Source organism: Kitasatospora sp. NPDC058032, assembly GCF_042885845.1.
Classification (GTDB): Bacteria; Actinomycetota; Actinomycetes; order Streptomycetales; family Streptomycetaceae; genus Kitasatospora.
In genome coordinates this window covers 244368-258459 of the sequence record NZ_JBHVRK010000006.1, presented here as the reverse complement: position 1 = coordinate 258459, position 14092 = coordinate 244368, and the positions used below count along the sequence as shown (strand labels likewise).

Below are 14092 nucleotides of genomic sequence, written 5' to 3'. Positions count from 1 at the left end.
CGCAGACCCGTCGACCGTACGGGCCTGGCCGGGCCGGTGCCACGGGAACCCCGTGGCCGCCGCCGTCGTCCGTGCTGCCCTGGAGGGTCCGCCATGACCACCGCCCCCACGTACGCTCCGCCCGCAGTCACCCCCGGCCGGGCCGCCGACGCGGTGCCCGCCGCGCGCCAGGACGGCGCCGCCGGCTCCGCCTCGGCCGTCTACACCGTAGCGCTGGCCCGCGACGAGGCCGACGTCCGGGCCGCCCAGCGGCTGCGCCACCAGGTCTTCGCCGACGAACTCGGCGCCACCCTGCACAGCACCGTCCCCGGGCTGGACGTCGACCCGTTCGACGAGTTCTGCGACCACCTGCTCGTCCGCGAGGGCGAGGACGGCGCGGTCGTCGGCACCTACCGGCTGCTGCGCCCCGAGGCCGCCCGCCGGGCCGGGCGGCTCTACTCCGACGGCGAGTTCGACCTCTCCGGCCTCGCCCCGCTGCGCGAGGGGCTGGTGGAGCTCGGCCGCTCCTGCATCGCCGCCGAGCACCGCGGCAACGGCGCGGTCATCAACCTGATGTGGGGCGGCATCGCCCGCTACCTCGCCGACACCGGCAACACCTGGGTGGGCGGCTGCTGCTCGATCTCGCTGGAGGACGGCGGCGCCACCGCCGCCCGGGTGTGGGACACCGTCGCCGCCAAGCACCTCGCCCCCGAGCAGTACCGGGTGACCCCGCACCGCCCGTGGGACGCCACCGGTGTGGAGCGGGCCGCCAAGGCGCCGCTGCCGGCCCTGCTCCGCGGCTACCTGCGGCTCGGCGCCTGGGTCTGCGGCCGGCCCGCGCACGACCCGGACTTCGACTGCGCCGACCTCTACGTGCTGCTGTCGCTGGAGCGCACCGACCCGCGCTACCTGCGGCACTTCCTCTCCGGCGTGGGCGGCGTCGGCACGGCGGCCCCGGCCCCGGCCCCGGCCCCGGAACAGGTCTCATGAGTGTCTGGCTGCCGACGGCCTCCTGCACCCCGGAGGCCTGCCTGACCGACCCGGCGCCCACCGTCGCCCTCCCCCGCCGGGTCCTGCGGCTGGCCGCCTGTCTGACGGTGCTCACGGTCGGGCTCGCGCTCACCGTGCCGACCCGGGCCCTGCCGCGCGGGCCGCGCGACCGGCTCGCCCGGTTCTGGGCTCGCACCCTGCTCGGCTCGTTGGGGGTCGCGGTGCGGATCGAACCCGGCCCCCAGGCGGAACCGGGGGGCGGGAGCGGGATGCTGCTGGTGGCCAACCACGTCTCCTGGCTGGACATCCCGCTGATCGCCGCCGCCAGCCCGGGCCGCTCGCTGGCCAAGACCGAGGTGCGGCGCTGGCCGGTGCTCGGTCCGCTGGTCGCCCTGGGCGGGACCGTCTTCCTCGACCGCAACCGGCTGCGCTCACTGCCGACGACCGTCGCCGAGGTGGCCGCCGCGCTGCGGGCCGGTCACCCGATGATCGTCTTTCCGGAGGGTTCCACCTGGTGCGGCCGGGAGAGCGGCCGCTTCCGCCCGGCCTTCTTCGAGGCCGCCGTCCGGGCCGCAGCCCCCGTCCAGCCGGTGGCGATCCGCTACCGGCTGGCCGACGGCCGCCCCACCAGCGCGCCCGCCTTCGTCGGCGAGGACGGTCTGCTCACCTCGCTGGCCCGGGTCGTCGCCGTCCGGGGCCTGGTCGCCGAGCTGGCCTTCCGCCCGGCGATCCCGGCCCCGCCCGGCGACCCGTCCCGCCGCTGGGAGGCCCGCAAGTCCCTGGCCCGCGCCGCCCAGTGCGCGGTGGAGGGCATCCGCTGAGCGGGCTCCAGGTCGGCGGGTGAGCGGGCGCGGGCGCTACGGCGCGGTCCCGGCGACGGATCCGGTCCCGGCTCGAGCCCCGGCCTCGGCCCCCGCTTCGGCCTCGGCGGCGAGGTCGTGCTCCGCGGGGCCGGGGGCCGCGGCGGCCGGCGGACGCCGACCCGCGCGCAGCAGCAGGGCGACCAGCACGGCGGCCACCGCCAGGGCCGCCGCGCCGCAGCGCAGGGCGAGGTGGATGCCGTCGGTGAAGGCGTGCTCGACGGCGTACCCGACCGGGGCGGGCAACGACTCGGCCGGGGCGGTGGTGGCGGTGGCCAGGGTGTCCGCGGCGCGGCCGAGCGTCCCGGACGGGAGGCCGAGGCCGGCCGGCGAGGCGGTCAGCACGGTCGTCAGGCGGTGGGTCAGCACGGCGCCGAGGACGGCGATGCCGAGGACGCCGCCGAGCTCGCGCAGGGTGTTGACGGTGGCCGACGCGGTCCCCATCCGCTCGGGGGCGACCCGGTGGAGAACGGCGATCGACACCGGCGTGAAGGTCATCCCCATGCCCAGGCCGAGCACGAACAGCGTCCACAGGTACTCGGCGTAGCGGGCCTGCTCACCGTACAGCGACAGGCCGGCCAGGCCCAGCGCGCACAGGGCGATGCCCAGGACCAGCGGCAACCGGGGCCCGTGGCGGCCGGTCAGCCGGGCCGAGACGGGGCCGGCGACGACGATCATCGCCGTCATCGGCAGGCCGGCGAGGCCGGCCGCCGTCGGTGACCAGTCCAGCACGCCCTGCATCAGGAGCGGCAGGAAGAACAGCGCACCGAACATCCCGAAGCTCACCATGAACCCGCCGAGCAGCGCGCCGCCGAGCACGCCGTCCCGGAACAGCCGAAGGTCCAGCATCGGCTCGGCGATCCGCCGTTCGAGCAGCACGAAGGCGACCAGCAGCAGCACCGCGAGCACCGCGGTGGTGATCACCCGGGTGTCCGTCCAGCCGCGCCCGGGGCCCTCGACGAGGGTGTGGACGGCGGCGGCGAGGCCCGTCGAGGACAGCACGAGGCCGCCGAGGTCGACGCGGCGGGCGCGACCCGGGATCGCGGGCAGCACCCGGCCGGAGAGGACGAGCGCGGCGACGCCGATCGGCACGTTGATCCAGAACACGCTCGCCCAGCCGAAGGCCTCCACCATCGGGCCGCCGACCACCGGGCCGACCGAGAGGCCGAGCGCGGAGACGCCGGACCACGTCCCGATCGCCTTGGTGCGCTCGCGCTCGTCGGTGAACACCTGCCGCAGGATCGCGAGGCTGCCCGGGGTCAGCAGGGCGGCGCCGACGCCCTGGAGCATCCGCGCGGCGACCAGCGTCCCGACGGTTCCGGCGAGCGCGGCGGCGGCCGAGCCGGCCGTGAACAGCGCGAGCCCGAGCCGGAAGACGGCAGTGCGGCCGTAGCGGTCGCCGAGCGCGCCGCCGGTGAGCAGCAGGGCGGCGAAGACCAGGCTGTAGCCCTCGGCCACCCACTGGAGGCCGGTGATGCCCGCGTCGAGGTCCCGGCCGATGCGGGGCAGGGCGTTGTTGACGATGACGTTGTCCAGCATGGACATGAACATGGTGATGCAGAGCGTCGCGAGCGCGAGCCGGCGGCGCCGGGCGCCCGGCGCCGCGGTCCCCTCGGTCTCCCCCATCGGGTGGCCCTCCTGATTCGGTTGATTCGGTCGCACGAAGTGCTTCGACCCACAGAGTCCCTAACGGCGTTAGGGACTCGTTCGACGGAGGACAGCGTGCACCTAACGGTGTTAGATTGCAAGTGCGATCGCCGCCCGCCCGACGAACAGCGAGGACCACATGCCGGCCGACGAGCAGGACGCCGCCCAGCCCGCACTCACCCGCGAGGCACTCGCCCAGGCCGCGCTGCGGGTGCTGGAGCGCGACGGCCTGGCCGGCCTGTCGATGCGCAAGGTGGCCGCCGAGGTCGGCGTCAAGGCCGCCTCGCTGTACTGGCACGTCCGCAACAAGGAGGAGCTGCTGGACCTCCTCAACGACGCCCTGATGGCCGGTGTCGAGGCCCCGCCGCGCACCGGCGACTGGCGCGTCCAGCTGCGCGGCTACTGCGATCGCCACCGCGCCCACCTGCTCGGCAGGCGGGACGCGGCCAAGGTGGTGGCGGGCCGCCTCGCACCCGGTCCGAACCTGCTGCACCTGATGGAGGACCAGCTCGACCGGCTGCGCGGGGCCGGCTTCTCCGCCGCCGATGCCGCGATGGTGTCCTACCTGCTCGGCGCGTACGTGCAGGGCTTCGTGCTCCAGGAGCAGTCCCCGATGGCGGCGGCCGAGACCACCGGCACCGGCCGGCGCGCGGTCGCCGACGCCGCCGCCGAGCGGTTCCGGGCACTGCCGGCCGACGAGTTCCCGCGGCTGGTCGCGATGGCCGACGAGCTCACGGGGCCGGACCTCGACGCCCGGTTCGCCTTCGGCCTCGAACGCATCCTCGACGGGCTGGCGGCGCTGCTCCCGGCCGAGCGCCGCTGACCGTCCGGGCGCGGGACCCTCGGCGCCGTCCGCCTCACGATGGCGCCGGCATCGGGCGGGTGCCGTCCGAAATCGTTCGACCACCGTCCGTCAGACCGCTAGTCTCGCGGGCGCGCACGATCCGTCCCAACGAGGAGGCACCCGCATGACCGCTTTCCACCCCGTCGGCGAGCCCTACGCGGAAGGCCTGCTGGACGTCGGCGACGGCCAGCGGATCCACTGGGAGGTGTCCGGCAACCCGGACGGCAAGCCCGCCGTCGTGGTGCACGGCGGACCGGGCTCCGGACTGAACACCGGAAACCGGCGGTACTTCGACCCCGAGCGCTACCGGCTGGTGCTGTTCTCCCAGCGCAACTGCGGCCGCAGCGAGCCGCACGCCGCCGACCCGGCGACCGGCCTGGAGCACAACACCACCGCGCACCTCGTCGCCGACCTGGAGCGGCTGCGCGAACACCTGGGCATCGAGCGGTGGCTGATGTTCGGCGGCTCCTGGGGCTCCACGCTGATCCTCGCCTACGCGCAGGCGCACCCCGAACGGGTGTCGGAGATCGTGATCAGCGCCGTCACGACGACCAGGCCCGAGGAGATCGACTGGCTCTACCGGGGCGTCGGGCGGCTGTTCCCGCGCCCCTGGGAGGCCTTCCGCGACGCGCTGCCGCCCGAGGACCGCGACGGCGACCTGCTCGTCGCGTACGACCGGCTGCTCAACGACCCGGACGAGTCCGTGCGCCGCGCGGCCACCCTCGCCTGGGCGACCTGGGAGGACGCGGTCATCTCCCACGAGACCCAGGGCTCCCCGAACGCCTACACGAACCGGCCCTCCGAGGCGCTGACGGCCTTCGTACGGATCACCGCGCACTACTTCTCCCGCCGGGCCTTCCTGGAGCCCGGCCAACTGCTGCGCGACGCGCACCGGCTGGCCGGCATCCCGGGCGTGCTGATCCACGGCGCCCTCGACCTCGACAGTCCGCTGGACACCGCCTGGGCGCTCGCCAAGGCCTGGCCGGACGCCGAGCTGACGGTGATCCAGAACGCCGGACACACCGGCTCCCCCGCCACCCGCGAGACCGTCCTGGCGGCGATGGAGCGATTCGCGGGCGAACGGCCCCCACACGTTCAGTGACGGGTCATCAACGGTCCGGAGCAGGGGGGTGACAGGCCGGCGCCGGCCGCCGACACTGGGAGGAGAAGCTCGCCAGTCAACGGGTCGGCCGGTGCCGGCCGGTACCGGCCGCGGAGAGGGCAGGCCGGCCATGAGCACGCCGTCCGCCGGGCTCCCGATCATCTACGTCCGGGGATACGCCGGAGGCACCCCCGGGATCGAGAAGGCCGTCACGGATCCGTTCTACGGATTCAACCAGGGCTCGACGCACATCCGCGTCGGCCGCCAGGACAACCCCGTTCTCTACCAGTTCGAAAGTCCGTTACTGCGACTGCACCTCGACGACGGCTACCACATCGTCGTCGAGGGCGGACCGCGGCCACAGAAGGAGGAGGACCCTCCCCCCGAGAGCATCTGGATCCACCGCTTCTACGACCTCTGCTCCGGCAGTTGGGGCGGCCGAGCGCAGTCGTTCGACCTGGAGACGGCCGCCCGTGACCTGCTGCGGCTGATCGACCACGTACGGGAGCGGACCGGCGCGCGCCGGGTGAACCTGGTCGCCCACTCGATGGGCGGGCTGATCTGCCGCTGCCTGCTGCAGAAGATCATCCCGGCCGAGCGCAACGAACGCGCCACCGACTACGTCGCGAAGCTGTTCACCTACGGAACGCCGCACGGCGGCATCACCTTCGCCGTCGGCTTCGGGGTCCCGGAGGCGCTGCGCGACCTCTTCGACATCAACGGCGCCGACATCTTCGGCCCGGACCGGATGTACCAGTACCTGACCCCGGCTCCGGACCCGGACGGACCGCCGGACGGCTGGCGCGCGGTGGACATCGGCGACGACGACGGCAGCGGGCCGGCCGCGAACGCCGCCGGCCGCTTCCCGCTCGACCGGGTGTTCTGCATGGTCGGCACCGACGCCCGGGACTACGACGTCGGCCACGGCATCTCGTCCGAGGCGGTCGGCCCGCGCAGCGACGGGCTGGTGCAGATCGAGAACGCCCAGGTCACCGGCGCCAACCGGGCGTTCGCCTACCGCAGCCACAGCGGCGCCTACGGGCTGGTCAACTCCGAGGAGGGCTACCAGAACCTGCGCCGCTTCCTGTTCGGCGACGTGCGCGCCGACACCGACCTCGTCGACGTCCGGCTGCCCGGGGACCCGGAGGTCACCTGGCAGGCCGAGGTGCGGGTCACGGCGCGCGGGCTGCCGGTGCTGATGCACGAACGGGCCGCGCCGCACTGGTGCCCGATCCAGCTGTCCGATCCGACCGAGGCGAGCCTGCGCGCACGGGCCGCCACCGCCGGGGACGGCGCCGTCCCGCTGGCGACCACCTTCCTCTCCAGCCGGCTCCGCCCGCAGGACTCGGGCGCGCTGCGGTTCGTGCTCGACCTGAACCTGCTCTCGCTGCGCGAGACGCACGGGCTCTTCGGCTTCGGCGACCACCTGGAGCAGACCGCCGACTTCTCGGACACCCTGATCGTCGACGTGGCCGCCGACGGTGAACGGCCGGCGGCCTGGGCGCACTGGAACTCCGAGGTGCCCGGGGCGATCCGGGACCTGAGCCCGACCGGCGACCCGCTGCCCGACGAGGCCCCGCAGGGCGACGGCTCCTGGCTCACCCATGTGCCGCTGCCGGCCACCACCCGGCCGATCCTCGGACCGGACGCCCGGATCCGCCTCACGGTCGGGCCCTGGAACTGACGGCCCGCCGCCTCGGGACGGTCTCCGGCGTGCCGACCCGGCCGTGTCGGATCAGCCGTGCCGGATCAGCCGTGCCAGCCGGTCTCCGCGCGGTCGGTCCGCGGCCGCAGGCGGTCGGCCGGGGCCTCCGGCACCGGCTGCTCGGCGGCCAGCAGGACGCGGCGCAGCAGGTCGGAGAGCTGACGCCGTTCGACCGGGGTGAGGACGCCGAGCAGGCGCTGCTCCTCGTGGCCGACCACGTCCAGCGCCCGCCGCCAGGCCAGCCGGCCCGCCTCGGTGAGTTCGACGTCGACCCGGCGCCGGTCGTCGCTGGAGGGGGTGCGGACGACGAATCCGCGCCGCTCCAGCGCCTCCAGACGGCCGGTCACCGAGGCCGGCGCCAGGTTGAGGTCGGCGCGCAGGTCGGAGGGGGTGGCCCGGCCGCCGCGGCCGGCCAGCCCGTGCAGGGTGTCGAACTCGTGCTTCTGCAGGCCGTAGTCGGCCACCCCCTGCTCGCGGACCCGCCCGAGGTGGCGGGTGAGCTTGCTCATCCGGGTGACGGCGCCCTCGACGTCCGGGTCGAGGTGCGGCAGCACCGGCCGCCAGCGTTCGACGTGGCCGTCGGTCCAGTCGCGGGGCCGCTCGGCCGCCGTCCGGTGGGTCGCGCGTGTCATGCCCCGAGTGTAGGCGTCCGTGAGCTGCGGGTTTCGGGTCGCCGATATTTCGTTGCCGAAACTTCGGCAACGAAATACAGTGCTTCCCGTGACCCTGCTTCAGCACCCGCTGCGCCTACCCGACTTCCGGCTGCTCTTCCTCGGCCGGACGATCTCCACCCTGGGCGACGCCGTCGTGCCCGCCGCCCTGGCCATCGCCGTCACCCGGGCGACCGGCTCCTCCGGCGCGCTCGCCCTCGTGCTCGGCTGCGCGATGGTCCCGCGTCTGCTGCTGCTCCCGCTGGGCGGCGTGGTCGGGGACCGGGTCAACCCCCGGCTGGTCGCGCTCGTCACCGACCTGGTCCGGGCCGCCGCCCAGCTGGCCGTCGGCCTCGAACTCTTCGCCGACCAGCCCCGGCTGGCACCGATCGCGGCGGCCGAGGCGGTCGGCGGGATCGCCTCCGCGTTCGCCATACCGACGGCGACGCCGCTGGTCGCCGCCACCGTGGCGGGGCCGCACCGGATGCGGGCCAACGCGCTGCTCGCCTCGGCCGCGAACGCCGCACGGCTCGGCGGCCCGGCACTCGCCGGACTGCTGATCTGGACGGCCGGCCCCGGCTGGGCGTTCCTGCTGGACGGCCTCTCCTTCCTGGTCAGCGCGGCACTGCTGACGCGGCTGCGGGTGCGGCACACCCCCGGCGAACGCCGCTCGCTGCGCACCGATCTGGTGCGCGGGTGGAGCGAGGTGCGCTCGCGCGACTGGTACTGGACGAGCCTGATCGGCCACGGCGTGTGGAACGGCGCCGCCGCCGTGCTGCTCACCCTCGGCCCGCTGATCGCCACCCGGCAGCTGGGCGGGGACGGCGTCTGGATCGCCATGACCCAGGCCGCCGCGGGCGGCGTGCTGGTCGGTTCGCTGCTCGCCGGCCGGTACCGGCCGCGGCGGCCGGTGCTGGTCGCCAACCTGGGCCTGGCCCTGTACGCCCTGCCGCTGACCTCCCTCGCCCTGGCGGCGCCGGCCCCGGTCACGGTGGCCGCGTACGCGCTGGCGATGACGGGGCTGGGCTTCCTCAGCCCGGTGTGGCAGACGGTCGTGCAGCAGGAGTTCCCACCGCAGGTACTGGCCCGGGTGACGTCCTACGACTGGCTGCTGTCGCTCGCCGCCGCCCCGCTCGGGTACGCGCTCGCACCGCTGGCCGCGGACGCCTGGGGCAGCACCGGGCCGCTGCTGGTCACCGCTGTCCTGGTCGCGCTCGCCTGCGCCGGCACCGCGGCCGTCCCCGGCGTCCGCCGGGTCGGCCGGCCGGTGGAATCGGACCGGGACGGCGAGGGAAAGGCGGTCGAAACGGATACTACCGGCGGGTATCCCGCGGACCGGGAGGCCCGCGCCGAAGCCGTCCGGCCGGACCCTACGATACGGACATGATCGCCTATGCCCCAGCGGCCTTGTTCTTCCTCCTGTGTGGGATCGGAGTCCTTCGCGACCGCCGCCGGTTCAGCAACGCCGTCCTGCTCGGCATCGCGGTCTCGCTGCTCGCCCTCGCACTGATCGCCGAGCTCCGCCGGGCACCCAGCCTGGTCGCCGAGCTGGCGGTCGCCCTGATCGCGCTGCTCCCGACCGTCGGCACCATCGCCCTGGTCTGGTTCCTGCTCTCCAACGGGCTGACGATGATCCGCAAGGAGGGGCGGCGGCCGGCGAACCTGCTGTCCCTGCTCGCCGGACTCGGCATCCTGGGCCTGATCGGGCTGTTCATCGTGGCGCTGCTCACCAAGTCCCCGAGCATCGGCATCCTCGCCGCGACCGCGCTGCTGGTGGTCGGCTACGTCTCCTTCCTGTTCGTCTGCTTCGTCGGCTACGCCTTCCTCTACCAGCTCCACCGGCCGCGTGGCGACGTCGACTTCGTCGTGGTGCTGGGCTCCGGGCTGATCGGCGGCGAGCGGGTGCCGCCGCTGCTCGCCAGCCGGCTGGAACGCGGCCGCGACCTCTACGAGAAGCAGGCCGCGCGCGGCAATCCGCCGGTGCTGATCACCTCGGGCGGCCAGGGTCCGGACGAGAAGCTGCCGGAGTCCCACGCGATGGCGAACTACCTGACCGAACGCGGCTTCCCGGCCGAGCGGCTGGAGCGCGAGGACCGCTCGCGCACCACCGAGGAGAACCTGCTGTTCAGCAAGGTGATCATGGAGCAGGCCAAGGCCGACTACCGCGCCGTCGTCGTCACCAACAACTTCCACGCCTTCCGTGCCGCCCTGACGGCCCGCAAGACCGGTGTCACCGGCCAGGTCTGCGGCTCGCCCACCGCCCGGTACTACTGGCCGAGCGCGACCATCCGCGAGTTCGCCGCCGTCTTCCTCTCCCACAAGGTGATCAACCTCGGGATCTGCGGCTTCGTCGCCGTCTGCGGGCTGGTCGCCGCGGCCCTCGGGGCGTAGTGGTGTCCGGGGCACGGTGCCGCCGCCGCGCACCGGCCGCCGCCCACCGGCCACCACCCGTCGGCCGCCCCGTCACGGCCGACGGGCCCCGCGGTCGGCAACCGCGCCGACGCGCGCGGGCGAACCGCCGGGAGCCCGGAGCCCTGGGCCCGTTCGGGTGCGTCAGCCGGCCCGACGCGGGGCCAGGACGGCACAGGTGGTGGTCGCGTGCGCGAAGAGCCGGCCGTCCTCGCAACCGATGATCCGCGCCTCCGCGGTGGCGATCGTCCGACCGACGTGCAGGGCGACCCCCTCGCAGCGCACCTGGCCCGAGTCCGCGAACAACGGCCGCACCATGTGCACGTTCAGCTGGGTGGTGGTGTAGCCGACGCCGGCCGGCAGCCGGCTCAGCACGGCGCAGCCGAGCGCCGAGTCCAGCAGGGTGGCCAGGTACCCGCCGTGGACGGTGTTCATCGGGTTGAAGAGGTGGTCGCCGAGCTCGCCGTCGAAGACGGCCGTCCCGGGACCGGCCTCCACCAGCCGGAAGCCCATGGTGCTCCCGATCGGCGGCTGCGGGATCCGGCCGGCGATGATCTCCTGGAGGATCTCCTCGCCGGTGAGGTGCGGGAACGCGGAGATGGGCGGACCGGACTGCCAGTGATGGGTGCGGGTGCGCGGCGCCCCGGCGGCCGACGGGTCGGCCGGATCGATCTCGAAGGTGGTCATGGCATCACCCTTCCGGTCCCCCGCCGCGCGCTCAAGCGTGACCCCGCCCACACACAACCGGTCATGGTCATGGCGACCTTGACGAAAGGTTGACCTGCTCACGGCAGAACGTTGGGGGCGACAAATCCTATGGTCGGCCCATGCCTCCACTGCCCGCCGGACGGACGGCTCCCCTTCCCGTCCTGCCCTACCGCAAGCCCACTCCCGGCCGCGACTACTGGGTGTTCGACGACGTCCTGCCCGACCCGGACAGCGTCCGGCGCCGCTGCCTGGAACGCAACGACTGGGCCGAGGGCTACCCCTACCGCCCGGAGACCTGGCCCGGCCTGCGGACCATGCCCGGCCTCGAACCGGACGAACTGGTCCGCGTCGAGGCACTGGTCCGCAAGGCCACCGGGGCACCGCGGCTCTGGGTGCAGACCGCTCCCGGCGGCGGCACCCTGAACCACAACTGCGTCCAGCTCGTCGGCGCCGCCGAATCGGAGCCGCGCCCGCACACCGACTCCCGCGCCCTCTGCCGCTACGCGGCCGTCCTCTACCTGACCCCCGGCGCCCCCAAGGGCGCCGGCACCGGCTTCTACCGCCAGCAGTTCCCCGGCGGCCGGCTCGGCGGCAACCTGGTCACGGCACCGCACAACAACCTCGTCGAGGCCCTCGGCACCCGCCGGGTCCCCGCCGACGCCTTCACCGAGGACGTCTGTGTCCCCAACCGCTTCAACCGCCTGCTCGTCTACCACGCCAACCTCATCCACAGTGCCACCGCCTACCACGGCCTGTCCCTGGAGGACCGGCGGATGACGGCGGTCTTCTTCTGGATGGCCTGACCGAGCAGGAACGCACCCGCGCGCAGGCGCAGGCGCGCCACCACGGACCTGGCAGGATGCCGGGGTGATCCACGTGCTCCACCCCGACCGCGTCCTGTGCGGCCTCGCCGCCAACCCCGCCCTGCCCGCCGACCTGGTCGACCGGCTGATCGCCCTCGCCTCGACCACCCCCGACCGGACTCGCGCCGACGACCTCGCCGCCGAGCTCACCGACCGGGACGACCTCACCGCGTCCCAGGTCCGCGCGCTCACCGCCGCCGTCGACGGCGCGAGCCGGCCCGAGGCCGCGCTCACCCTGCTGGAGCGCGGCGAGAGCCGGCCGGACCTGGCACGACGGCTCGCGGCCGACCCCGACCCCTGGCTGCGCGGCCGGCTCGCCGCCTGCCCCGACCTGCCGGACGACGTCATGCGGCGCCTCGCCGAGGACCGGGACCCCGAGGTCGTCGCGGAACTCGCCCTCGCCGCACCGCCCGATCTCGCGGCGGCCCTCGCCCACCACCCGCACACCACCGTCCGCCGCGCGGTGGCCGCCAACGACCGGACACCGCCGGACGTCCTGCTCGCCCTGCTCACCGGCGACGCCCTGCTCGCCGGCGATGCACTGCTCGCCGGCGACACGCTGCCACCGGCCGGTGCCTGCCCGGTCTGCGAGCGGCACACCGTGCCCTACGAGCACGGCCAGGACTGCGAGTTCCCGGACTGCCCGGCGCTGCCCGGCAGCGCCTGCTCCGGCGAGCACGAGACCGCCCGGCACCACATCACGGCCAACGCCCTCGCCCACCCCGCGACGCCCGCCGCCCTCGCCGCCCGGTTCGCCGACCACCCCGCGGTGCCGCCACGCTCCGAGCTGGCGACCCGCACCGACCTGCCGCCGGAGGTGTACCGCCGGCTCGCCACCGACCCGGTGCGGTGGGTTCGCAGCACGCTCGCCGAGAACCCGGCGATCGACGAGGACGTGATCCGCATCCTGGCCGAGGACGAGAGCAGCGACGTCACCGGGCCCCTGACCGACCACCCACGGCTGCCGCTCGACGTGCTCACCCGACTGGCCGTCCGAGGCCGCAGCCACCCCGTCCTGGTACCCCGGATCGCGGCCGCCTCCCCCGCCGAGGTCGCACAGCTGGCCGCCTCCCCGATACCGGCCGTCCGGATGCTGGTCGCCGAGCGCCGCGACCTGCCGCCCACCGTCCGCGATGCCCTCGCCGCCGACCCCGATGCCAAGGTCCTGAAGGCGATCGCCCCGCACCCCGGTCTGCCCGAGCCGCTGCTGCGCGCCATGCTCACCCGGCACGGCGTCCGCGTCGCCGCCCGGATGGCCACCAACCCGGACGCCTCACCGGCCCTGCTCACCGACCTGGCCCACCACCGCCCGCCCGTCCAGAAGGCCCTGCGCGCCATCGCCTCCCACCCCGCGGCCCCGCTACCCGCCCTGACCGTCTGCCTGGCGGACCAACAGGCCCGCCCGATCGCTGCCGCCCACCCCTCCCTCCCGCCCACCCTCCTCACCGAACTGATCGGCGACCCCGTCCCCCACCTCGCCGAAGTCGCCGCCGCCAACCCCGCCCTCCCGATCCCCCTCGCCCGCGCCCTCCTCAACCAGCTGACACCCCCCACCTGAGCAGCCCGGTCATCGACCCGCCCGGTCGCTGCTGCTGCCGCGCCCAGGCGTGCCACGGCGGTCGAGGTCAAGCCCAGGCCTGCCGCGATCTCGGCGGCCTCACGCGCTCGGCGGCGGCGAGGAGCGGGTCGCCGTGGGGGTGGCTCAGGCTGAGGCGGGTGAGGGCGGCGGCGAGGCGGGCGAGGTCGTGCGGTGGGGTCAGGGCGGCGAGGGCGGTGGGGGTGTGGGGCAGGCCGAGGTCGGCGGCGGCGCGCAGGGTGCGGGCGTCGAAGGAGGGACGCAGGGTGGGCCAGACGGCCTGGGCCTCGCGGCAGAAGATGCCCGCGCCGACCGGGCCGATCCGGGGGAACTCGCGGAGCAGTTCGGCGATGCGGTCCGGGTCGCCGCCGGCCTCGTCGCGCAGGCGGCGGAGGTCTCCGTGCCAGCGGCCGAGGAGCAGTTCGGCGCCGTGGCCGAGGGCGGTGGCGGTGCTCTCGTCGTAGCGGACGTAGTGGGCGCGGCCGAGGGCGTCGACCCGGTCCTGCCGGCGGGAGGCGGCCATCGCCTTCGGGGTTCGCAGGCCGGCCGCGGAGAGTTCCCACGCAGCCGCGACCGCGAGGGCGGCGCCGATCCGCACCGAGCTGAGCGTGGTGAGGACCAGCAGCCGGTAGAGCGGCGACGGTGTGTCGCGGAGCCTGATGCCCGCCTCGTCGGCGTAGGTGCGGCCGAAGCGTTTCAGCAGGGCGGCGACCGTCTCCTCGTGGCCCACGGCCCTCTCCTTTCCTCGCCCGTGCGGCG

General features: G+C 74.9%; 13 protein-coding genes. 9 read left to right on the top strand and 4 right to left on the bottom strand.

Annotated features, from left to right (window positions below):
- Positions 1–93 precede the first annotated feature (93 nt).
- Entirely contained in the window at positions 94–969 is an 876-nt protein-coding gene (locus tag ACFVUH_RS13265) for a GNAT family N-acetyltransferase (RefSeq protein ID WP_387913068.1), read from the top strand.
- Entirely contained in the window at positions 966–1790 is an 825-nt protein-coding gene (locus ACFVUH_RS13260) for a lysophospholipid acyltransferase family protein (RefSeq protein ID WP_387913066.1), read from the top strand. The genes ACFVUH_RS13265 and ACFVUH_RS13260 overlap by 4 nt, the downstream gene beginning before the upstream one ends.
- Before the next feature lie 36 nt (positions 1791–1826).
- Here ACFVUH_RS13260 and ACFVUH_RS13255 read toward each other — a convergent pair whose 3' ends face one another.
- Positions 1827–3455 carry an MFS transporter gene (locus tag ACFVUH_RS13255; protein ID WP_387913064.1) on the bottom strand — a complete coding sequence of 543 codons (1629 nt, stop codon included), beginning with the start codon at positions 3453–3455 and terminating at the stop codon, positions 1827–1829.
- A 160-nt stretch (positions 3456–3615) separates the two neighbouring features.
- On the opposite strand from ACFVUH_RS13255, the gene ACFVUH_RS13250 reads away from it, so the two are divergent.
- From ACFVUH_RS13250 to ACFVUH_RS13240, 3 genes are all read left to right on the top strand, one after another.
- Positions 3616–4299, top strand: coding sequence for a TetR/AcrR family transcriptional regulator (locus ACFVUH_RS13250; protein WP_355361344.1), 684 nt, complete (start codon positions 3616–3618; stop codon positions 4297–4299).
- Between the two features lie 145 nt (positions 4300–4444).
- Positions 4445–5422: a prolyl aminopeptidase gene (pip, locus tag ACFVUH_RS13245; RefSeq protein ID WP_387913062.1), complete on the top strand. Its 978-nt coding sequence runs from the start codon at positions 4445–4447 to the stop codon at positions 5420–5422.
- Between the two features lie 130 nt (positions 5423–5552).
- Positions 5553–7106: an esterase/lipase family protein gene (locus ACFVUH_RS13240; RefSeq protein WP_387913060.1), complete on the top strand. Its 1554-nt coding sequence runs from the start codon at positions 5553–5555 to the stop codon at positions 7104–7106.
- Positions 7107–7171: 65 nt separating this feature from the next.
- Here ACFVUH_RS13240 and ACFVUH_RS13235 read toward each other — a convergent pair whose 3' ends face one another.
- Positions 7172–7759, bottom strand: a complete 588-nt coding sequence (locus ACFVUH_RS13235; RefSeq protein ID WP_387913058.1) for a MarR family winged helix-turn-helix transcriptional regulator — start codon at positions 7757–7759, stop codon at positions 7172–7174.
- A gap of 94 nt (positions 7760–7853) precedes the next feature.
- Here ACFVUH_RS13235 and ACFVUH_RS13230 point away from each other — a divergent pair, with 94 nt between their 5' ends.
- Both ACFVUH_RS13230 and ACFVUH_RS13225 read left to right on the top strand, forming a co-directional pair.
- The gene (locus ACFVUH_RS13230) at positions 7854–9164 is read left to right on the top strand and encodes an MFS transporter (RefSeq protein WP_387913184.1); all 1311 of its coding nucleotides are present in this window, start codon (positions 7854–7856) and stop codon (positions 9162–9164) included.
- A complete protein-coding gene (locus tag ACFVUH_RS13225) occupies positions 9161–10168 on the top strand; it encodes a YdcF family protein (RefSeq protein ID WP_355361354.1) in 1008 nt (335 codons plus the stop codon). Before ACFVUH_RS13230 ends, ACFVUH_RS13225 begins: the two co-directional genes overlap by 4 nt.
- A gap of 162 nt (positions 10169–10330) precedes the next feature.
- On the opposite strand, the gene ACFVUH_RS13220 is transcribed toward ACFVUH_RS13225, so the two are convergent.
- Positions 10331–10873 (bottom strand): PaaI family thioesterase, encoded by a 543-nt coding sequence (locus ACFVUH_RS13220; RefSeq protein ID WP_387913056.1) that lies wholly within the window; start codon positions 10871–10873, stop codon positions 10331–10333.
- Positions 10874–11013: 140 nt separating this feature from the next.
- On the opposite strand from ACFVUH_RS13220, the gene ACFVUH_RS13215 reads away from it, so the two are divergent.
- Positions 11014–11697 (top strand): DUF6445 family protein, encoded by a 684-nt coding sequence (locus ACFVUH_RS13215; RefSeq protein ID WP_387913054.1) that lies wholly within the window; start codon positions 11014–11016, stop codon positions 11695–11697.
- Positions 11698–11761: 64 nt separating this feature from the next.
- Positions 11762–13315: a hypothetical protein gene (locus ACFVUH_RS13210; RefSeq protein ID WP_387913053.1), complete on the top strand. Its 1554-nt coding sequence runs from the start codon at positions 11762–11764 to the stop codon at positions 13313–13315.
- Between the two features lie 67 nt (positions 13316–13382).
- Here ACFVUH_RS13210 and ACFVUH_RS13205 read toward each other — a convergent pair whose 3' ends face one another.
- A complete protein-coding gene (locus tag ACFVUH_RS13205; RefSeq protein WP_387913051.1) occupies positions 13383–14063 on the bottom strand; it encodes an endonuclease in 681 nt (226 codons plus the stop codon).
- Positions 14064–14092 lie beyond the last annotated feature (29 nt).

Excerpts from the sequence above, each read along its gene's own strand:
- ACFVUH_RS13265 (WP_387913068.1), top strand. The coding sequence starts at position 94 with ATGACCACCGCCCCCACGTACGCTCCGCCCGCAGTCACCCCCGGCCGG.
- ACFVUH_RS13260 (WP_387913066.1), top strand. The coding sequence starts at position 966 with ATGAGTGTCTGGCTGCCGACGGCCTCCTGCACCCCGGAGGCCTGCCTG.
- ACFVUH_RS13255 (WP_387913064.1), bottom strand. The coding sequence starts at position 3,455 with ATGGGGGAGACCGAGGGGACCGCGGCGCCGGGCGCCCGGCGCCGCCGG.
- ACFVUH_RS13250 (WP_355361344.1), top strand. The coding sequence starts at position 3,616 with ATGCCGGCCGACGAGCAGGACGCCGCCCAGCCCGCACTCACCCGCGAG.
- pip (WP_387913062.1), top strand. The coding sequence starts at position 4,445 with ATGACCGCTTTCCACCCCGTCGGCGAGCCCTACGCGGAAGGCCTGCTG.
- ACFVUH_RS13240 (WP_387913060.1), top strand. The coding sequence starts at position 5,553 with ATGAGCACGCCGTCCGCCGGGCTCCCGATCATCTACGTCCGGGGATAC.
- ACFVUH_RS13235 (WP_387913058.1), bottom strand. The coding sequence starts at position 7,759 with ATGACACGCGCGACCCACCGGACGGCGGCCGAGCGGCCCCGCGACTGG.
- ACFVUH_RS13225 (WP_355361354.1), top strand. The coding sequence starts at position 9,161 with ATGATCGCCTATGCCCCAGCGGCCTTGTTCTTCCTCCTGTGTGGGATC.
- ACFVUH_RS13220 (WP_387913056.1), bottom strand. The coding sequence starts at position 10,873 with ATGACCACCTTCGAGATCGATCCGGCCGACCCGTCGGCCGCCGGGGCG.
- ACFVUH_RS13215 (WP_387913054.1), top strand. The coding sequence starts at position 11,014 with ATGCCTCCACTGCCCGCCGGACGGACGGCTCCCCTTCCCGTCCTGCCC.